Here is an 18,885-nt window from a genome sequence, read left to right on the forward strand (position 1 = left end):
CCGCCATGACGCACCCCGACACCCACCTGTTCCTCGCCGCCCACCGCGACCGTGAGCTGCGCGCCGAGGCCGCCGACTGGGCCCGCGCCCAGGAGGCCGTACGCCACCGCGCCGGGCGCCCCGCGCTGCGTACCCGGGTCGGGTGGACTCTGGTCGACTTGGGGCTGCGTCTCGCGACCACGCCCCGCACGGCGGTGGCCGCCACCGCCCGCGCCTGAGCCCCCGGGCTCAGCAGGCGGGTACGGACCCGCCCGAGGACAGCTTGCGCAGCGAGTCGACGGTGCCCTTCAGCGTCGTCACCGGTACGAGCCGCAGCCCCTTGGGGAGTTCGGACCGGGCGTCGGAGCACTCGGCCTTCGGGACGAGGAAGACGGTGGCCCCGTCGCGGCGCGCGGCCTGTGTCTTGAGGGCGACCCCGCCGACCGCGCCGACCTTGCCGTCCGCGGTGATGGTGCCGGTGCCGGCGATGGTGCGGCCCCCGGTGAGGTCACCGCCCCCGCCGTCGCCGTCGAGCTTGTCGACGATGCCGAGGGAGAAGAGCAGTCCGGCGCTCGGGCCGCCGACGTCGGCGAGTTTCAGCGTCACCTTCACGTCGCTTTCGTCGCGCCCCAGGTAGGACAGGGCGGCGGCGGTCGCGCTGTCCTGCGACTCGCGCATGTCGGCCAGGTTGTGCTTCTCGATCTCCTTGACGTCGCCGCCCGAGGGGTACACCGAATCGCGCGGCATGACGGCGCGGTCGGTGCGGAACCAGCCGTCGAGGACGTCGCCGAGCTTGACCGTCGCGTCGGGCGAGGTCGCCAGGATCGTCGTCATACGCAGCTGCCCGGTGGTCTTCCGCTCGGGCGCCCCGCTGATGGTGATGACCCGGTCCCCGGCGTTCTTCCCCAGCACGTCGGCCGTCGTACCCGGCTGGGCCACGGCGAACGGCAGCGGGGCGAGCGCGGCCACGAGGAGCAGCGCGAGCACCGGGAGGGCGCAGAGCAGGAGAGCACGGGGGCGCGTGAGGCGGAGGGACACGCCCACAATCTAACGTGACGGGCGACGGCTCCCGCGCAGGGCATGGCTCCGCCCCCGGGGCCCCGGCCCGGCGACCCGGCCCGGATCTCCCCGCGGTCCCGGACCCGTGGACGCGCCGGGCCCGGGGTCGCGCGGTGTCTTCAGTGCAGGGCGTCGGCGACCTCGCGGGCGGCGTCCACCACGCGCTCGCCCACCCGTTCGGGGACCGAGTCGGGCAGCATGACGACGCCGACGCTGCCCTCCAGGCCCGGGACGCCGAGCAGCGGGGCGGCGGCTCCGCACGCGCCCGCGTCGAGTTCGTCCCTGGTGAGGGTGCAGGTCGGCAGGGTGCGCCCCGAGGGGGTGCGGGCGGCGAGGATCGCCCGGCCGGCCGCGCCCTGGTCGAGGGCGTGCCGGAAACCGGTGCGGTAGGCGACGTGGAAGTCGGTCCAGGTCGGTTCGACGACGGCGACGGCGAGCGCGTCGCTGCCGTCGACGAGGGTGAGGTGGGCGGTGGCCCCGATGTCCTCGGCGAGGGAGCGCAGCGCGGGCAGCGCGGCCTCCCTGACCAGGGGGTGGACCTGCCGGCCGAGGCCGAGCACGCCGAGCCCGACTCTGGCCCGGCCGCCGAGGTCACGGCGTATCAGCATGTGCTGCTCAAGGGTGGCGAGCAGGCGGTAGACGACCGTACGGTTGACGCCGAGCCGGGCGGACAGCTCGGTCACGGTGAGGCCGTGGTCGGTTTCTGCGAGCAGTTTGAGGACTCTGAGCCCTCGGTCGAGCGTCTGAGAAGTCTCCGCGGTCACGACGCCCACTCCTTCGGATGAGGTGCGGCGGCCTCCCGGTGCGGCGGACGTGCCGCCGGTCCCGTCCGGCGACGCCCGTCAGCGGCCGCCGGTCTGTCGCACCGGCTGCGCTCCGGGGCCACGCTGCCACGGGGCGTGTGCGTTGCCCGGACACTAGCGAGCGAGTCCGCTCAGCGGAAGTCTGCGTCCAGTATCCGGGCAGTAACGGAGGTGAACCGTCCGTATTGCCCGGAGACGGGGTCGGGAACGCGGGCGCGCGGGCCTCTTCGAAGAGCGCTTCCCGTGCGCCGCCGCCCGCCGTGCGCCGCGTGGATCACCGCCCGCCCGCGCCGCGTGGATCACCGCCCGCCCGCGTCGCGTGGGGCCCGGTCGTGGGACCGGGCCCGCGGGCGGTCACTTCATCCGGGTGGCCCACTCGCGGACCTTGTCGATGCGCTGGCGGATCTGCCCCGCCGTGGCCTCGGCGCTCGGCGGGCCCCCGCACACGCGGCGCAGTTCGGTGTGGATGACGCCGTGCGGCTTCCCGCTCTGGTGGACGTAGGCGCCGACCAGCGTGTTGAGCTGCTTGCGCAGTTCGAGCATCTCCTTGTGGGAGACGACGGGGCGGCGCTCGGCCGGCAGTTCGAGGAGGTCGGCCTCCTCGGCGGGCTTCTTACGGCTGCCCGCGATCTGCTTGGCCTGCCGCTTCTGGAGGAGTATCTGCACCTGATCGGGTTCCAGCAGGCCGGGGATGCCGAGGTACTCCTGCTCCTCCTCGCTGCCCGCGTGGGCCTGCATCCCGAACTCGGCGCCGTCGAACAGGACCCGGTCGAAGACCGCCTCGGACTCCAGGGCCTCGAAGGCGAACTCCTCCTGCTCCCCGGTGTCCTCGTCCTCCTGCTTGTTCGCCTCGTCCATCTCCTTCTCGGACTCGGCGTACGGGTCCTCCTCGCCCTCCTTCCTCGGCTTGTCGAGGACGTGGTCGCGCTCGATCTCCAGCTCGTTGGCGTGGGTGAGCAGGTCCGGGACGGTGGGCAGGAACACGGAGGCGGTCTCGCCGCGCCTGCGGGAGCGCACGAAACGGCCGACGGCCTGTGCGAAGAACAGCGGGGTGGAGATCGTCGTGGCGTACACGCCGACGGCCAGGCGCGGGACGTCGACGCCTTCGGACACCATGCGCACCGCGACCATCCAGCGGTCCTCGCTCGCGCTGAAGTCGTCGATGCGCTTCGAGGCGCCGGTGTCGTCGGACAGGACGACGGTCGCCTTCGTGCCGGTGATCTCGCGGATCAGCTTGGCGTAGGCGCGGGCCTGGTCCTGGTCGGTGGCGATGACGAGGCCGCCCGCGTCCGGGATGCCCTTGCGGACCTCGCTCAGCCGCTGGTCGGCGGCGCGCAGCACGTTCGGCATCCACTCGCCGCGCGGGTCCAGCGCGGTGCGCCACGCCTGCGAGATCGCGTCCTTGGTCATGGGCTCGCCGAGCCGCGCGGCGATCTCGTCGCCCGCCTTCGTACGCCAGCGCATGTTGCCGCTGTACGAGAGGAAGATGACCGGCCGCACGACGCCGTCGCCCAGCGCGCTGCCGTAGCCGTACGTGTAGTCGGCGGCCGAGCGGCGGATGCCGTCGTTGCCCTCCTCGTACGTCACGAAGGGGATCGGGTTGGTGTCGGAGCGGAAGGGCGTCCCGGTGAGCGCGAGACGGCGGGTGGCCGGCTCGAAGGCTTCGAGGCACGCCTCGCCCCAGGACTTGGAGTCCCCGGCGTGGTGGATCTCGTCGAGGATGACGAGGGTCTTGCGCTGCTCGACGCGGTTGCGGTGCAGCATCGGGCGTACGCCGACCCCGGCGTACGTGATGGCGATGCCCTGGTACTCCTTGCTGAGCGGGCCCGCGCTGTAGTCCGGGTCGAGCTTGATCCCTATGCGCGCGGCGGCCTCGGCCCACTGCTTCTTCAGGTGCTCGGTGGGCGCGACGACGGTGACCTGCTGCACGACGTGGTGGTGCAGCAGCCACGAGGCGAGGGTCAGCGCGAACGTGGTCTTGCCGGCCCCCGGGGTCGCGACGGCGAGGAAGTCGCGGGGCTGCTCCTGGAGGTACCGGTCCATCGCGCCCTGCTGCCAGGCGCGCAGCTTCCCGGCGGTGCCCCAGGGGGCGCGCCCGGGGAAGGCGGGAGAGAGGCTGTGGGAGGAGGTGGGGGTGGTAGTCACGTTCTCCGCGTATCAGGCTCGGCTTCTGGGGACGACGAGCCACCCTACCTGTGTCCGGCGGTGCGGCCGGGGGGACTTGGCGGGGGCGGGGGCGGGTGGGAGATGGGTCACACGGCGTCCCGAAGGGACCGCAGACGGGCTGCGATCAGCTGGACGTCGTCCAGGTCTCCCGTGGCCACCTCGATGACGAGTTTGTAGGCGTCGTCCTGGTCGACCGCCAGCGTCTCCGTGCCGTTGAAGTCCAGGAACACCACCGTGCACATCCATGCCAGACGCTTGTTGCCGTCGGTCAGCGGACGGTTCACCGCCAGCGACTGGAGGAGACCGGCGGCCTTCTCGCAGAGATCGGTGTACGCCTCCACCCCGAACACCTGGGACTGCGGCCGGTGGAGGGCGGAACTCAGGAGCCCGAGATCGCGCACGGCGATCCGCGTTCCAGGACAGGCGAGCTCCGCCAGCTCCAGTGCTTCCGGGACTGTCAAGTACTTCACTACTCGCCCAGCCTTCGCAGACTGCCGCATCACGCCGAAGGCTCCCGTACCCGCGCGGCCACCCACACCCCCGCCGCCGCGACCGCCGCCATCGGCAGGAACACGGCGGCGAAGGCGGCCGGGTGGGAGCCGGTGGCGGCCCCGGCCACCGGGTGCGCCCCGCCCACCTCTCCCCCGCCGAGCGAGGCGAAGGCCGCTCCCCCGGCGGCGAGCAGCAGGACGTTGGAGAGGCCGTCCGCGATCTGGAGTCCGGCGGAGTTGGCGCCCGCCTCCTCGGGGGCGGAGAGCTGGAGCAGCAGGACGCTCGTGGAGGAGACCACCACGCCCATGCCGAAGCAGCCGAAGGCCCAGGCCACGGCCACCGTCCAGACCGGCACGGCGGGGACCAGGACGCTCGGGGCGGTGGCGACGGCCGCGGCCACGAGCACCATGCCGAGGATCATCAGGCGCGGGCGGTGGGCCTCCAGGCGCGGGCGGGACTGGAGGAAGCTGCCGAGTGCCCACGTGCTGCCGCCGAACGCGAGGGACAGCCCGGCGAGCGTCGGGGACAGTCCGCGCTCGGTCACGAGCATGAGCGGTACGAAGGACTCGGCGGCGATGAAGGACCCGGCCGCGACCCCGCGCAGCAGGACGACGGAGGGCAGTCCGCGCGCCGCGCGCCAGGTCCCCGCGGGCAGCAGTACGCGCACGGCGGGCACGAGCAGCGCGGCCCCGGCGAGGGCGGGCGGCAGGGACAGCCACCGCAGGTCCTGGGCCGCGTACTGGAGCAGTCCGGCGCCCAGCGAGATGCCGAGCGCGAAGCGGAGGCGGCGGCCGTCGGGGAGGGCCTTCCCGGCGGCGTGCGGTCCGGCGGCCCTGCGGCGTATCTGCGGCAGGGCGAGGGCGAGCGGCGGCACGACGAGTACCGGGATGCCGAGGAACACCCAGCGCCAGCCGAGGTGCTCGGTGACGGTTCCGGAGACGAGGGGCCCGACCACCGAGGGCACGACCCAGCAGGCCGCGAAGGCCGCCAGGACGGAGGGCTGGAGGCGGCGCGGGTAGGCGCGGCTCACCACGACGTACAGCGCGACGACGACCAGTCCCCCGCCCAGCCCCTGCACCGCCCGGCCGAGGACGAGAATCCACATGGTGGCGGCGGTGCCGGACAGCAGGAGCCCGGCCGCGAAGGCGCCGATGCCGACGGTGATGGGCGCGAGCGGCCCGGCGCGGTCGGCCCACTGCCCGGCCAGCACCATGCCGAACAGGCTGGTGGTGAAGTACGCGGAGAAGGCGAAGGCGTAGAGCGGCACCCCGTCGAGTTCGCGCGCGGCCACCGGCATGGCGGTGCCGACGGCGGTGGCCTCGAAGGCGATGAGCAGCACCACGGAGACGATGCCGAGGCTGAGGGCGAGGAAGCCGGGGCCGAGGACGCCGGTGCCCCGGCCGGAGGGGGCGGGACCGGAGGCGGCGGGGCCCTCGCCGCACCCGGGCACGGCGGTCTCCGCGGCCTCTTCGCCGCGCGGCTCGATCACACTCATGCGGCCAGCGTAAGTGGCACAACGGGGTTTGACCCCTGTCGTACGGAGGGCGGGGACTCGTCCCTTGGTCGTAGGGCGCGCGGCAGGAGGCCCTACGGCCCAGGGCCCCCGGGGGCCCTGGGCCTCCTGAGCGGCGGGGGTCTTGAGGGGCCGGGGCACTGGGCGGCGGACGCGGGAACGCGGGGTCCGGGCGGGCGCGGAACGGCGGGCGGCGGCCTGGACGGCGGGCCCGGGACGGCGGGCACGGGACGGCGGGCACGGGCTCGCGACTACCGGCGCCGACCGCGACGACCGGCGCCGACCGCAACGACCGGCGCGGGCCTCCCCCGTATTTCGTCGACGGCCGAAGTGTCCGCCGCCTACCTTCTGCTCATGAGATCGTCTTCCCGCGCCGCCCTGCTCGCGGCCGCCGTCACCGTCGTGCTGTGGGCCTCCGCCTTCGTCTCGATCCGCAGCGCGGGGGCCGCGTACTCCCCCGGGGCGCTCGCGCTCGGCCGGCTGCTGACCGGGGCGCTGGTCCTGGGCGCCCTCGCGCTCGTCCGCCGCACCGGGTGGCCGCCGCGCGCCGCCTGGCCCGGCATCGCCGTCTCGGGGGTGCTGTGGTTCGGCGCGTACATGGTGCTGCTCAACTGGGGTGAGCGGGAGGTCGACGCGGGGACGGCGGCGATGCTCGTCAACGTCGGGCCGTTGCTGATCGCGCTGCTCAGCGGCCGGCTGCTGGGCGAGGGGCTGTCGGGGAGGCTGCTCGCGGGGCTCGCGGTGTCCTTCTCGGGCGCCGTGGTCGTGGGGCTGTCCACCTCCGGCGGCGGGCACGCCTCGCTGCTCGGCGTCGTGCTGTGCCTGTGCTCGGCGGTCGCGTACGCGGGCGGGGTGGTCGCGCAGAAGCCGGCGCTCGCGCACGGGGGCGCGCTCCAGGTGACGGCCTCCGGGTGCCTGGTGGGCGCCGTGGTGTGCCTGCCCTTCGCGGGCGGGCTCGTGACCCAGGCGGCCCACGCCCCGCTGCCGGCCACGCTCAACATGGTCTACCTCGGCGTCTTCCCGACCGCGGTGGCCTTCACGACCTGGGCCTTCGCGCTGGCGAGGACGACGGCGGGGCGGATGGGCGCGACGACGTACGCGGTGCCCGCGCTGGTCGTGCTCATGGCGTGGGCGCTGCTCGGTGAGGTACCGGGGCCGCTGACGCTGGCCGGGGGCGTGCTGTGCCTGGCGGGCGTCGCGGTGTCGCGGCGCCGCGCGGTGCGGCCCGTGGTGCGGGGCGCCGTATGACGGGGTGGGAGATGCTCGCGGTGTTCGCGGCGGGGACCGGGGCGGGCGCGATCAACACGGTGGTCGGCTCGGGCACGCTGCTGACCTTCCCGGTCCTGCTGGCGACGGGGCTGCCGCCGGTGACGGCCACAGTGTCCAACGCGCTGGGCCTGGTCCCGGGGTCGGTGAGCGGGGCGATCGGCTACCGCTCCGAACTGGCCGGGCAGCGGCGCCGGGTGCTGCGGCTGGCCGTGGGCGCGGCGGCGGGCTCCCTCGTGGGGGCGACGCTGCTGCTGGTGCTGCCGGCCGCCGCCTTCGAGCTGATCGTGCCGGTGCTCGTCGGGCTCGCGCTGGTCCTCGTGGTGCTCCAGCCGCGGATCAGCGCGCGGGTGCGGCGGCGGGCCGCCGGGCAGGGGGAGCGGAAGGACGGTCCGCTGCTCTCGGCGGGCATCACGCTGGCCAGCGTCTACGGCGGCTACTTCGCGGCCGCCCAGGGCATCATCTACCTCTCCCTGATGGGCTCCCTGCTGGACGAGCCGCTGCAACGCCTCAACGCGGTGAAGAACGTGCTGACCGCCGTCGTCAACGGGGTGGCCGCCGTCTTCTTCCTGTTCGCCGCCGCCTTCGACTGGACGGCGGTCGCCCTCGTCGCGGCCGGTTCCGCGCTCGGCGGGCAGCTCGGGGCGCGCTACGGGCGCAGGCTCAGCCCGCGGGCGCTGCGCGTCTTCATCGTGACGGTGGGCCTCGTGGCGATCACCCAGCTCGTCCTGCGCTGAACCGGGCCGGGGCCCCGCGCGGCCGGGCGTGAACGGCGTATGTCAGTCGCGTGGCGGCGCCCGCCGGGCCCTTGTCCGCCACCACGGCCCGGCTCTACGGTCGGGGAGTCGGGAGGTTCCGGGGCGCGCGAGCGGTCCACGGGTCTTCTTCTCGGCCGTGTGCCCGAGTGGTTCAGGGGCCGGCCTGCAAAGCCGGTTACATCGGTTCGAATCCGATCACGGCCTCCGCCGCGAGGGCGGGACGCACCGAGGGGTGCGTCCCGCCCTTTCGCGTACGTCATCGCCCCCTGGAGCGCGCACGGGAGCAGACGCCTCACCCACGTGTTCATGTCCGCCGGGTACCCGCGAAACCACCGACGGACGAAGGCACTTGACGGCGCCGGAGGCTACGGGTTCGCCACCGCCTGCTGGGGCCGGATCGGGAGGCGGTTGACCAGGCGGCCGGTCGCGGCGCGGACCGCCGAGGCGATCGCGGCCGGGGAGGTCACCACGGGGACCGCGCTGACCGCCTTCGCGCCGAACGGGGCCACGACGTCGCGTTCCTCGATCAGCTCGACGATGCGGATGTCCGGGGTGTCCAGCGCCGTCGGCAGCGGGTAGCCCGTCAGGTCGGGGTGGCGCACCAGCCCGCGCGGGGTGCGCAGGTTCTCGGTGAGCGCCGTGCCCACGCCGAGCGTGACCCCGGCCTCGATACGGGACCGGAGCTGCGCGGGGTTGAGGACCCGGCCGACGTCCTGCGCGACGGCCAGTTCCACGACCCGGATCGCGCCGAGTTCGATGTCGACGTCGACGACCGCGCGGATCGCGCAGAACGCGAGGCCCACGAAGGCGTCGCCCTGACCGTCCGCGTCGAGCGGTTCGGTGGGGTGCGGGCGGCACTGCGCGGTCGCCCACAGCTCCTTGCCGTCCAGGGCCTCCGCTACGGTCGTGGACAGCACGCCGTCGTAGCTGGTGATCTTGCCGTCGGCGATCTGGAGCAGCTCCACCGACATCCCGAAGGTGGCCGCGAGCGGCTGGAGGAGCTGGGTGCGGACCATCTTCGCCGCGCGCTCCACCGCCCCGCCCGAGACCCACGTGTGCCGCCCGTGGCAGGCCGGTCCCGCGGGTGGCTGGTCGGTGTCGACGGGGGCGACCCGTACGTCCTGGATGCCCAGCGTGTCCTGCACGATCTGCCGGGCGAGCGTCGAGAAGCCCTGACCGGTCTCGACGGCGGCGCAGATGACCGTGGCCATGCCGTCGTGGACCTTGACAGTCGCGGTCGCGACCTCGTCGGCGCCCTCCGCGCCCAGCATGTGCACCATGCCCAGGCCGTAGCCGACGCCGCGCCGCACGGCGGCCGGATCGCCCGCGCCCTCGGGGCCGCCGGGCAGCAGCCACTCGTCCGCCGGGGTGTCCTTCGGCAGCGGCGGCAGCTCCGCGTCACGCACCGCCCGCAGCAGTTCGGCGACGGGGGCGGGGCAGGTCACGGACTGGCCGGTGGGCAGGAGGTCACCGGTCGACAGGGCGTTGCGCAGCCGCAGTTCGGCCGGGTCCACCCCGGTCTTCTTCGCGAGCTTGTCCATCTGCGCCTCGTACGCGGCGCACACCTGCATCGCGCCCTCGCCCCGGACGTGGCCGGAGGGCGGGTTGTTGGTGCGCACCGCCCAGCCCTCGATGAAGGCGTTCGGCACGACGTACGGGCCGCAGGCGAAGGACACGGCGGCGGCCAGGGCGTCCGCCGAACTGTCCGCGTAAGCACCGGCGTCCAGCAGGATCTGCGCCTCGACCTTGACGAGCCGGCCCTCGGCGTCGGCGTGGTGGCGGTAGCGCAGCAGGGTGGGGTGGCGGTGCGCGTGGCCGAGGAAGGACTCCTCGCGGTTCGCGGTGAGTTTGACGGGGTGGCCGGTGCGCATCGCGAGCAGACCGAGCGGCAGCGTGAAGCTCGGGTCCTCGCGGTCGGCGCTCGCCCCGGGCACCCCGGTCACCACGACCTTGACCTGATCGGGGCTGAGCCCGTAGCAGGCGGCGGCCAGTTCGCGGTCGCCGTGCGGATCGGTGGAGGCCGTGTACAGCTCGACGCCGCCGCCGGGTCTGGGCACCGCGAGCCCCGCCTCGGCGCCGATCGGCGCGGGGTCCTGGCGGCCGATGCGGTACAGCCCGTCCACGACGACCTCGCCGACCGCCTCCGGGTCGCCCGAGCGCAGCGGGATGTGCCGGATCAGGTTGCCGTCCGGGTGCAAGGGCGGCGCCTCGAAGGACTGTTCGGGGTCGGTGACCGGTTCGAGCACCTCGTACTCGACCATGATCGCCGCGACCGCCATCCGGGCCGTGTCGGGGTGGTCGGCGGCGACGGCCGCGATGGCCTCGCCGTGGTGGCGTACGAGGGTGGAGGCGAACACCGGCCGGTCGGCGACCCCGCGCCCGTAGGGCACCCCGGCGGCGGGCAGGTCCTCGTGGGTGAGGACCGCGCGCACCCCCGGCATGCGGCGGGCCTGCGAGGCGTCGACGGAGACGATGCGCGCGTGCGCGTGCGGGGAGCGCAGGACGGCCGCCCACAACAGCCCCTCGGCCCACAGGTCGGAGGCGTACGGGAAGGTGCCCTCGGTCTTGGCGCGCGCCTCGGTCGACCTCAGCGAGGTGCCGAGCCCGAAGGGTTCCGGTTCGGGGGGCGCCACCGGCTCGGGGACGCTCTCCTCGGCGGTGGCCACACCGCTGTCCTCGCTCATGCCTGCCCTCCGTCCCGGGACGCGCCGTCCTGCCCGTAGGGGCCCTGCGGGTACGCCTCGCCCTGCCCGTAGTCGTAGACCGTCCGGTCCGCGCCGTGCGGCTCGCCCGGGTAGTCGGTGCCGTGCGGCGGGGTGGTGTGGTCGGTGCCGTGCGGCGGGGTCGCCCCGGGGGGCGGCGGGTACGGCGCCACGCCGGGGCCGCCGGGGGCGGGTGCCGCGTGGTCCTGCCGGTCCTGGTACTCGTGGTGCCCCAACTGGTGGGGGATGCGCGGGTGTTCCTCGTCCGCTTCGGCGGCCTGCGCGACCGCTGCCGCCGCCTCCTCCTTCGCGGCGGCGTGCGCCTCGGCGCTCTCCTTGCGCCGCTCGGCGACCTCGTTCACCGCGTCGAGCACCCCCCGGTAGCCGGAGCAGCGGCACAGGTTGCCGCACAGCGCCTGCCGGGCCTCCAGCGTGGTGGGCGCGGGGTTGCCCTCCAGGAGGTCGTGGATCGTCATCGCCATCCCCGGCACACAGAACCCGCACTGCACCGCTCCGCTCGCGGCGAGCGCCCGCTGCACGTCGGAGGGTTCGCCGTCGCTCGCGAGCCCCTCGACGGTACGGACCTCGCTGCCGGCCGTCGTCGCGGCGGGCACCAGACAGGAGGCGACGAGCCGCCCGTCCACCTGCACCGCGCAGGCCCCGCACTCCCCCTGCGAGCAGCCGTCCTTGGCCCCGGCGAGCCCGAGCCGCTCGCGCAGTACGTACAGCAGGGACTCACCGATCCACGCCCCGCTCACCGGCCGGTCGATGCCGTTGACGGTGAGGGTGTAGGAGGACAGCGGGTGTTCGTCGGGGAGCGGGAGCGCGTTCGTGTCGGCAGCGGCGTCGGCGCCGGGCACGGACTCCGGGTCGGGCGCGGGGTCCTCGGGCGCCGACGGCCCGTGCGCGGAGTCCACGGGCGCGGCGTCCTCGGGCGCGGCGTCCTCGGGCGCGGCGTCCTCGGGCGCGGTGCTGTCCGGCTCCGGCGCGGAACCGGGTTCCGGCTCCGGCGCGGACTTGGGTTCGGACTCCTGGGCGGGCGCGGGGTCCTGGGCCGGCCCGGGGGCGCCCTCCGGCGTGTCGGCGCCGGCCGGTTCGGCGCCCTCTCGCGCCGCGGCCGGGTCCTCCTCCTCGGGGGCTTCGGGGGCTCCGGGGGCCGCGGCCTCCGGTTCCGGCTGCGTCGCCCACGGGGCGAGCGCCCCGCCCGGCAGGGTCGCGGGGGCCGTGCCCGTGCCCCACTGGGAGCTGAGCTGCGAGGGCAGCGAGGAGCCCTGGAACTCCCCGGAGTCCTCGGGCAGCCGGCCGCCCGCGACGGGGATCGTCCACTCACCGGTGACGTCGGAGGCGGCGGGGGCCTGCGGCTGCGTGTCGTACGCGGCCTCGACGGCGGGTTCCGGGGTGAAGGTCCACTGCGCGGTGGTCTGCGGCGCGGTGCCGTAGGCGGGCTCCCCGGGCGCCTCGCCCTCGGACGGCACCGGGTACCCGCCCGGGTGCGGCTCCCCGGCGTGCGGCGGGACCTGCCAGCTCCCGGTCGCCGCGGGGTCGGTACCGGCCGGCGGGATGCGCGGCGGTACGTAACCGTGGCCGGGCGCGGCGAGCGGCGCCGCGTCCATCATGTCCTCGGGCAGCCGGACGAACGCGGTCGCGTCCACGTCGTACTCGGTGCGCGGCATCGGTTCCCAGCCGCCGTGCGTGGCGGGCCCTGCGCCCTCGCCGTACGCCCCGGGGCCGGCCTCGCCGTACCCGGCGGACGGGTCCTCGGCGTAGGGCGGGCGTTCGTCCTCGCCGTAGGGCCGGGGGCCGTCCTCGCCCCGCCGCTGCTCCTCGCTCATGACAGCGCCCTCCCCAGTGCTCGACGGGCCAGTGCGGCGACGGTGCGCCGCAGATGCTGTACGGCGGGCGAGAGCGGCGGGCTGGCGCCGTCCTCGCCCGGTGGGAGGTCGGGTACGCAGGCGGCGCCGACGTACTCGCCGAACGCGGCCAGCGCCTCGGGGGCGAGGCTGCGGTCCCCGTCCCAGTCGATGAGGGAGCCGACCCAGACCTCGGCCTCCAGCGGGCGCAGCGGCATCGGCGCGATCGCGCCGACCGCGCAGCGCACCCCGCGCCGGGCCGGGTCGAGGACGAGCGCGACGGAGGCGACGGCCCGTCCGGGGCCGGTGCGCCCGGTGGCCTTGAGGAAGACCTGCGGGGCGTGCAGCAGCGGAACCCGTACGTAGCCGATGAGTTCACCGGAACGCAGCATCTCCATGCCGGTCAGCAGGTGCGAGACGGGCACCTCGCGGCGGGCGCCGCCGGGGCCCGCGATGACGACGGTGGCCTCCAGCGCGGCGAGCACCGGCAGCGCGTCACCGGAGGGCGCGGCGGTCGCGATGTTGCCGCCCAGCGTCCCGGCGTTGCGGATCTGCGGGGGGCCGGCGGCGCGGGCGGCGGCGGCGAGCGCGGGGATGAGCGCGGCGAAGTCGGGGCGGCCCATGCGGGCGTGGGTGAGTCCGGCGCCGAGCAGCGCGTGCCCGTCGAGGTACTGCCAGCCGCGGATCTCGCTGATCCGGCCGAGGCCCACGAGGGCGGCGGGGCGCAGGAGTCCGGCGTTGACGGCGGCCATGAGGTCGGTGCCGCCGGCGACGGGGACGGCGGCGGGGGTCGCGGCGAGCGCCGCGACGGCCTCGTCGAGCGTGCTGGGCAGGGTGACGGTCTCCGCCTGCGATGCCTGCGTGGTCAAAGCGGCTGCCCCTTCCCGATGCCCCCGACATGTCCCGCCCGTGGCCTGTGCTGCCGTACGGTACGTCGTCACGGGCCGGACGTGGCAACTCTGGCACATTCTCGTGGTCCCCCGGCGCCGGGGTCCGCCGGGGCGGGCCCGGCGCGCGGCCCGGTACGGGGGCGCTCCGCGCCCGGAGTGCCCCCTTCCGTACCGCGTCCGGGTACTCACACGTTCGGGGGCGCTCCCTCGATCGGGCGGCCGAGAACGCCGGGCCGGCGCTGCCAGGGGTGGGGTCCCGAGGCGGGGCGGTAGGCGACGCCGAGGGCGTCCAGACGCGCGTAGTGCGCGGTGTCCATGCGGTGTTCGAAGCCCGGCCAGTCGCGTGCGGCGGGCGCGGGCAGCGTGCTCCAGGCGACCTCGGCGAGGGCGGCGAGCCGCGGGAAGGTCTGGTAGTCGCGCCGTTCGCGACTGTCCATCACCTCGCTCCAGGAGTTGCCCTGGGTGCCGATGACGTGCCGGGCCTCCTCGGCGGTGAGCTGCGGCGGGACGGGTTCGAAGCGGTAGACGTCCTCCAGGGTGCGCACGAAGCCGATCGGCACGGGCTCGTCCTCGCCGGGGGCCTGCCGGTGGTCGAGGTAGACCTGCTGTTCGGGGCACATGACGACGTCGTGGCCGGCGCGGGCGGCGGCGATCCCGCCGGAGTAGCCGCGCCAGGAGGAGACGGTGGCGCCCGGCGCGAGGCCGCCCTCCAGGATCTCGTCCCAGCCGATGAGGCGGCGTCCGCGCGCGGTGAGCCACTGGTCGAAGTGGCCGATGAACCAGCTCTGGAGCCCGTCCTCGTCGCCCACGCCGAGTTCGGCGATCCGGGCCTGGGCGAGGGCGGAGGCCCGCCACTGGTCCTTGGGGCACTCGTCGCCGCCGACGTGCACGAAGGCCGAGGGGAACAGGTCGAGCAGTTCCTCGAACACGCCCTCGTAGAACCGCAGGACGGTGTCCGTGGGGGCGAGCACGTTGGGGTTGACGCCCCAGGTGTCCCACACGTCGAGCGCCGTGGTGTCGACGACGTCCTGGTTGCCGAGTTCGGGGTAGGCGCTGATGGCGGCCTGGGAGTGGCCGGGGATGTCGATCTCGGGGACGACGGTGACGTGCCGCTCGGCGGCGTAGGCGACGATCTCGCGGATGTCGTCCTGGGTGTAGAAACCGCCGTGCGGGGTCTCGTCCCACAGCGGGGAGGCGCGGTGCCCGCGCTTGGTGCGCCGGCGCCAGGAGGCGGCCTCGGTGAGCCTCGGGTACCGCTTGATCTCGACGCGCCAGCCCTGGTCGTCGCTGAGGTGGAAGTGCAGGACGTTGAGCTTGTGCGCGGCGAGCAGGTCGATCGTGCGCAGGACGTCGTCCTTGGGCATGAAGTGCCGTGCGACGTCGAGCAGATGGCCGCGCCAGCCGAAGCGCGGCGCGTCCTCGACGGTTCCGTACGGGAGCCGCCAGGTGTGCCCGGCGTCCAGCGGGGCGCGGCGGAACGCCTCGGGGCCCAGGAGCTGGCGCAGGGTCTGGGCGCCCCAGAAGACCCCGGCGGGTCCGCCCCCGTCGACGCGTACGCCCTCGGGCCCGGCCGTCAGGACGTAGCCCTCCGCGCCGAGCCGGGCCCCAATCCCCTCGGCGTCCACCCGCAGGCGGAGGACGGTGCCGTGTTCGCCGTCGGGCAGGCCGAGGCCGGTCGCGGCGCCCACGGTGGAGCGCAGCCAGCGGGCGGTGGCGGCGGTACCGGGCCCGGCGTCGAGCACGGTACCGCCGTCGAGCACGAGCGTCCCGGGGGTGGCGGGCGGCAGGAGGCGGAGGGGGGCGGGCAGCAGGGGTGCCGTGGTCAGGGAGGACGTCATGTGGTCTAGTCCACCAGACGACACCGGCCCGCACCAGGGGCGACCGGGGGCGGACCGCTCACCGGCCGCCCGCCCCCCGGGGGCGGCTACTTCTTGCCGCCGCCGCCCTTTCCGTCCTTGCCGCCCTTGCCGTTGTCGCCGCCGGGGCCCATGGAGTCGTAGATCTCCTTGCACATGGGACACACGGGGTACTTCTTCGGGTCGCGCCCGGGGACCCACACCTTGCCGCACAGGGCGACGACGGGGGTGCCGTCGAGGGCGCTCGCCATGATCTTGTCCTTCTGGACATAGTGGGCGTAGCGCTCGTGGTCGCCGTCCCCGTGCGAGGTCTGTGGAGTCGGCTCGACGAGGGTTCCGGTACTGCCACCGCGCTCGGGCTCAAGAGTGCTCATAAATTCCAAGGGTACCCACGCCCGCCGGGCCCGCGAAGCGCCTTCGCGAGGGCGGGCGGACAGGGCACGAGGGGCGGCGGACGCCCCTGCCTCAGTTGAGGGAGGGGTCGTCCGGGTACGTCGCGATCATGGCGAGTTCGCTGCGCTGCCGGCGCAGTACGGAGCGCCACAGGCGTGCGGGGTCGGGGGCGGAGACGTCCCCCGGTTCGGAGTCGACGACGTACCACGCGCCGTTGCCGACCTCGTTCTCCAGCTGGCCGGGGCCCCAGCCCGCGTACCCGGCGAAGACGCGCAGCGAGCCGAGGGCGGCGGCGAGCAGTTCCGGCGGGGTCTCCAGGTCGACGAGGCCGATCGCGCCGTGCACCCGGCGCCAGCCGAGCGGCAGCGAGCGGCCGGCGGCCTCGCCGGGGACGACGGCCACGCCCAGCGCCGAGTCGAGGGAGACCGGCCCGCCCTGGAAGACGACGCCCGGGGCGCCGGCCAGTTCGCCCCAGCCCTCCAGGATGTCGCCCACGCCCACCGGGGTGGGCCGGTTCAGGACCACGCCGAGGGAGCCCTCGGCGTCGTGGTCGAGCAGCAGGACCACCGCGCGCTCGAAGTTCGGGTCCGCGAGGGCCGGTGTGGCGACGAGCAGTCGCCCTGTGAGCGAGGACACCTCGGTCATGCCCGCCATGATCCCGCATGAGGGCCCCGCGCGGGGAGGGGGCCCGCGGGGGCCGTCTGCCGCAGCTCAGGGCGCACGGAGGCGTCCCCCGCGCACGGCGCGCCGACGGTGACGTACGGCGTTCGGCCCCGCACCGTTCGTGTTGTGGCCGACTCATGACGGTTTGCGGCCCAGTTGGGCAGGTAACCGACCGCCCAGGGACCATTACGCTTTCTCTCGGCCCCCTGCCCACCTCTTCGGAACGCGAGATCGATGACCGTCACCGACGATGTACTCCTTGTCCACGGCGGAACCCCGCTGGAGGGCGAGATCCGGGTCCGAGGCGCGAAGAACCTCGTGCCGAAGGCCATGGTCGCCGCGCTGCTCGGCAGCGGCCCGAGCCGGCTGGGCAACGTCCCCGACATCCGCGACGTGCGGGTGGTGCGCGGACTGCTCCAGCTGCACGGCGTGACCGTGCGCCCGGGTGACGAGCCCGGGGAACTCGTGCTCGACCCGACGCACGTGGAGAGCGCGAACGTCGCCGACATCGACGCGCACGCCGGCTCCTCGCGCATCCCGATCCTGTTCTGCGGCCCGCTGCTGCACCGGCTGGGGCACGCCTTCATCCCGGGCCTGGGCGGCTGTGACATCGGCGGGCGCCCCATCGACTTCCACTTCGACGTGCTGCGCCAGTTCGGCGCGCGCATCGAGAAGCGGGCGGACGGCCAGTACCTGGAGGCCCCGCAGCGGCTGCGCGGTACGAAGATCCGGCTGCCCTACCCCTCGGTCGGCGCGACCGAGCAGGTGCTGCTGACGGCGGTGCTCGCCGAGGGCGTCACGGTTTTGCAGAACGCGGCCGTGGAGCCGGAGATCGAGGACCTGATCTGCGTGCTCCAGAAGATGGGCGCGATCATCGCGATGGACATCGACCGGACCATCCGGATCACGGGGGTGGACAGCCTGACGGGCTACCGCCACCGCGCCGTCCCGGACCGTCTGGAGGCGGCGTCCTGGGCCTCGGCCGCGCTGGCCACCGAGGGCAACATCTACGTCCACGGCGCGCAGCAGCGCACCATGATGACCTTCCTCAACACGTACCGGAAGGTCGGCGGCGCCTTCGAGATCGACGACGAGGGCATCCGCTTCTGGCACCCGGGCGGCCAGCTCAAGTCGATCGCGCTGGAGACCGACGTGCACCCCGGTTTCCAGACCGACTGGCAGCAGCCGCTGGTCGTGGCGCTGACGCAGGCGACGGGCCTGTCGATCGTGCACGAGACGGTGTACGAGTCGCGGCTCGGGTTCACCTCGGCGCTCAACCAGATGGGCGCGCACATCCAGCTGTACCGCGAGTGCCTGGGCGGCTCCGACTGCCGCTTCGGCCAGCGCAACTTCCTGCACTCGGCCGTGGTCTCGGGCCCGACCCGCCTCCAGGGCGCCGACCTCGTGATCCCCGACCTGCGCGGCGGCTTCTCCTACCTGATCGCCGCCCTCGCGGCCCAGGGCACCTCGCGCGTCCACGGCATCGAGCTGATCAACCGCGGCTACGAGAACTTCATGGACAAACTCGTGGAACTGGGCGCGAAGGTCGAACTCCCGGGCACCTAAACCGGTCTCCCCTCCGGGGCGGCCCCGCCACCTCTGGGGCGGCCCCACCACCGCCAAAGCGGCCCCGGCCCACCGGCCCCGTCCGTCTTCCAAGCCCCTCCGGCGCTTGAGGAGCAAGGACCCAGGGGCGGAGCCCCCGAACCCCCGCACGGCCCACTCACACCCCCGCCCCCCGAAGCCCGCGGCACGCGAAAGGGCGGTCACCCACCGACAGATGGGTGACCGCCCCGGAACGCCGGCCTTACTTGCCCTTGGCCGCTTCCTTCAGCTTGGAACCCGCCGACACCTTGACGCTGTATCCGGCGGCGATCTGGATCGGCTCGCCAGTCTGCGGGTTGCGGGCCGTGCGAGCGGCACGGTGCGTGCGCTCGAAGGTCAGGAAGCCGGGGATGGTGACCTTCTCGTCGCCCTTGGCGACGATGTCACCGACCACCTCGGCGAAGGCGGCCAGCACCGCGTCGGCGTCCTTGCGGGTCACCTCGGCGCGGTCGGCCAGGGCGGCCACCAGCTCACTGCGGTTCATGTTGTGTACTCCCGTGTTCTTCTTGCCGTTGAGGCGTGAGATCGAAGCCGATGCTGCCAGGGTCCACGACGGTCCCCCGGACCCGGGTCTCCGTAAGACCCTCGCGCCCAGAGAGGCATCCTGCCCCCACCTGCGGCGGGAAAGCCAATCCGGGTCCGCCCGAGTCACACGAAAAGCGCCACTGCCTCGCTGTGGTGACGCTCTGTCCGCTCCCGGCAGCGGACCGCAGGGCTCCGGGCTTACTGCCCGCCACCCTAGAGCGCGGTCCGGGGACCCGCGATCCACGACGCGCCGGGGTACGGGTCCCGGCCCGGGGCGCTCCTTGCGAACGTACCGCCCGGACCTGCGGCTCTTGTGCCCGGGATGCCCGTCCCCACGCGGGGGGGGTGGCACGTGTCACCCCCCG

The 18,885-nt window shown here is 74.5% G+C and carries 16 protein-coding genes and 1 tRNA gene; 5 read left to right on the top strand and 12 right to left on the bottom strand.

Going from position 1 to position 18,885, the window contains the following annotated elements:
* The first annotated feature begins 5 nt into the window (after nt 1-5).
* The gene (locus ACFYMP_RS29940) at nt 6-218 is read left to right on the top strand and encodes a hypothetical protein (RefSeq protein WP_388863403.1); all 213 of its coding nucleotides are present in this window, start codon (nt 6-8) and stop codon (nt 216-218) included.
* 10 nt (nt 219-228) lie between these two features.
* Here ACFYMP_RS29940 and ACFYMP_RS29945 read toward each other — a convergent pair whose 3' ends face one another.
* The 5 genes from ACFYMP_RS29945 to ACFYMP_RS29965 form a co-directional block, all read right to left on the bottom strand.
* Nucleotides 229-1,017: a S16 family serine protease gene (locus tag ACFYMP_RS29945; protein ID WP_388863405.1), complete on the bottom strand. Its 789-nt coding sequence runs from the start codon at nt 1,015-1,017 to the stop codon at nt 229-231.
* A gap of 140 nt (nt 1,018-1,157) precedes the next feature.
* Nucleotides 1,158-1,802 carry an IclR family transcriptional regulator gene (locus ACFYMP_RS29950; RefSeq protein ID WP_388863407.1) on the bottom strand — a complete coding sequence of 215 codons (645 nt, stop codon included), beginning with the start codon at nt 1,800-1,802 and terminating at the stop codon, nt 1,158-1,160.
* Between the two features lie 393 nt (nt 1,803-2,195).
* On the bottom strand, nt 2,196-3,986 hold the full coding sequence (locus tag ACFYMP_RS29955) for a DEAD/DEAH box helicase (RefSeq protein ID WP_388863409.1): 1,791 nt from the start codon (nt 3,984-3,986) through the stop codon (nt 2,196-2,198).
* A gap of 107 nt (nt 3,987-4,093) precedes the next feature.
* Nucleotides 4,094-4,477: a type II toxin-antitoxin system death-on-curing family toxin gene (locus ACFYMP_RS29960; protein ID WP_388863411.1), complete on the bottom strand. Its 384-nt coding sequence runs from the start codon at nt 4,475-4,477 to the stop codon at nt 4,094-4,096.
* 29 nt (nt 4,478-4,506) lie between these two features.
* On the bottom strand, nt 4,507-5,994 hold the full coding sequence (locus tag ACFYMP_RS29965; protein WP_388863413.1) for an MFS transporter: 1,488 nt from the start codon (nt 5,992-5,994) through the stop codon (nt 4,507-4,509).
* 372 nt (nt 5,995-6,366) lie between these two features.
* Between ACFYMP_RS29965 and ACFYMP_RS29970 the strand changes: the two genes are divergently transcribed.
* The 3 genes from ACFYMP_RS29970 (at nt 6,367) to ACFYMP_RS29980 (ending at nt 8,240) form a co-directional block, all read left to right on the top strand.
* The gene (locus ACFYMP_RS29970) at nt 6,367-7,260 is read left to right on the top strand and encodes a DMT family transporter (protein ID WP_388863415.1); all 894 of its coding nucleotides are present in this window, start codon (nt 6,367-6,369) and stop codon (nt 7,258-7,260) included.
* Nucleotides 7,257-8,015, top strand: coding sequence for a sulfite exporter TauE/SafE family protein (locus ACFYMP_RS29975; RefSeq protein WP_388863417.1), 759 nt, complete (start codon nt 7,257-7,259; stop codon nt 8,013-8,015). The genes ACFYMP_RS29970 and ACFYMP_RS29975 overlap by 4 nt, the downstream gene beginning before the upstream one ends.
* A 153-nt stretch (nt 8,016-8,168) precedes the next feature.
* A tRNA-Cys gene (locus ACFYMP_RS29980) sits at nt 8,169-8,240 on the top strand.
* A gap of 161 nt (nt 8,241-8,401) precedes the next feature.
* On the opposite strand, the gene ACFYMP_RS29985 is transcribed toward ACFYMP_RS29980, so the two are convergent.
* The 6 genes from ACFYMP_RS29985 to ACFYMP_RS30010 form a co-directional block, all read right to left on the bottom strand.
* Complete coding sequence (locus ACFYMP_RS29985; protein WP_388863419.1) at nt 8,402-10,720, bottom strand: xanthine dehydrogenase family protein molybdopterin-binding subunit; 2,319 nt, start codon at nt 10,718-10,720, stop codon at nt 8,402-8,404.
* Nucleotides 10,717-12,570 carry a 2Fe-2S iron-sulfur cluster-binding protein gene (locus tag ACFYMP_RS29990; RefSeq protein ID WP_388863421.1) on the bottom strand — a complete coding sequence of 618 codons (1,854 nt, stop codon included), beginning with the start codon at nt 12,568-12,570 and terminating at the stop codon, nt 10,717-10,719. Before ACFYMP_RS29990 ends, ACFYMP_RS29985 begins: the two co-directional genes overlap by 4 nt.
* Nucleotides 12,567-13,457, bottom strand: coding sequence for an FAD binding domain-containing protein (locus ACFYMP_RS29995; RefSeq protein WP_388863423.1), 891 nt, complete (start codon nt 13,455-13,457; stop codon nt 12,567-12,569). Before ACFYMP_RS29995 ends, ACFYMP_RS29990 begins: the two co-directional genes overlap by 4 nt.
* 206 nt (nt 13,458-13,663) lie before the next feature.
* The gene (locus ACFYMP_RS30000) at nt 13,664-15,316 is read right to left on the bottom strand and encodes a beta-N-acetylhexosaminidase (protein WP_388863425.1); all 1,653 of its coding nucleotides are present in this window, start codon (nt 15,314-15,316) and stop codon (nt 13,664-13,666) included.
* An 86-nt stretch (nt 15,317-15,402) separates the two neighbouring features.
* On the bottom strand, nt 15,403-15,708 hold the full coding sequence (locus ACFYMP_RS30005; protein WP_388863427.1) for a DUF3039 domain-containing protein: 306 nt from the start codon (nt 15,706-15,708) through the stop codon (nt 15,403-15,405).
* Nucleotides 15,709-15,799: 91 nt separating this feature from the next.
* The gene (locus ACFYMP_RS30010) at nt 15,800-16,372 is read right to left on the bottom strand and encodes a YqgE/AlgH family protein (RefSeq protein WP_388863429.1); all 573 of its coding nucleotides are present in this window, start codon (nt 16,370-16,372) and stop codon (nt 15,800-15,802) included.
* A gap of 252 nt (nt 16,373-16,624) precedes the next feature.
* Between ACFYMP_RS30010 and murA the strand changes: the two genes are divergently transcribed.
* Nucleotides 16,625-17,956 (top strand): UDP-N-acetylglucosamine 1-carboxyvinyltransferase, encoded by a 1,332-nt coding sequence (gene murA / locus ACFYMP_RS30015; protein WP_363148783.1) that lies wholly within the window; start codon nt 16,625-16,627, stop codon nt 17,954-17,956.
* A gap of 241 nt (nt 17,957-18,197) precedes the next feature.
* Here the strand turns inward: murA and ACFYMP_RS30020 are convergent, their stop codons facing one another.
* Nucleotides 18,198-18,479: an HU family DNA-binding protein gene (locus tag ACFYMP_RS30020; protein ID WP_363148784.1), complete on the bottom strand. Its 282-nt coding sequence runs from the start codon at nt 18,477-18,479 to the stop codon at nt 18,198-18,200.
* Between the last annotated feature and the right edge of the window lie 406 nt (nt 18,480-18,885).

This window comes from Streptomyces sp. NPDC007088, assembly GCF_042869355.1.
Classification (GTDB): Bacteria; Actinomycetota; Actinomycetes; order Streptomycetales; family Streptomycetaceae; genus Streptomyces.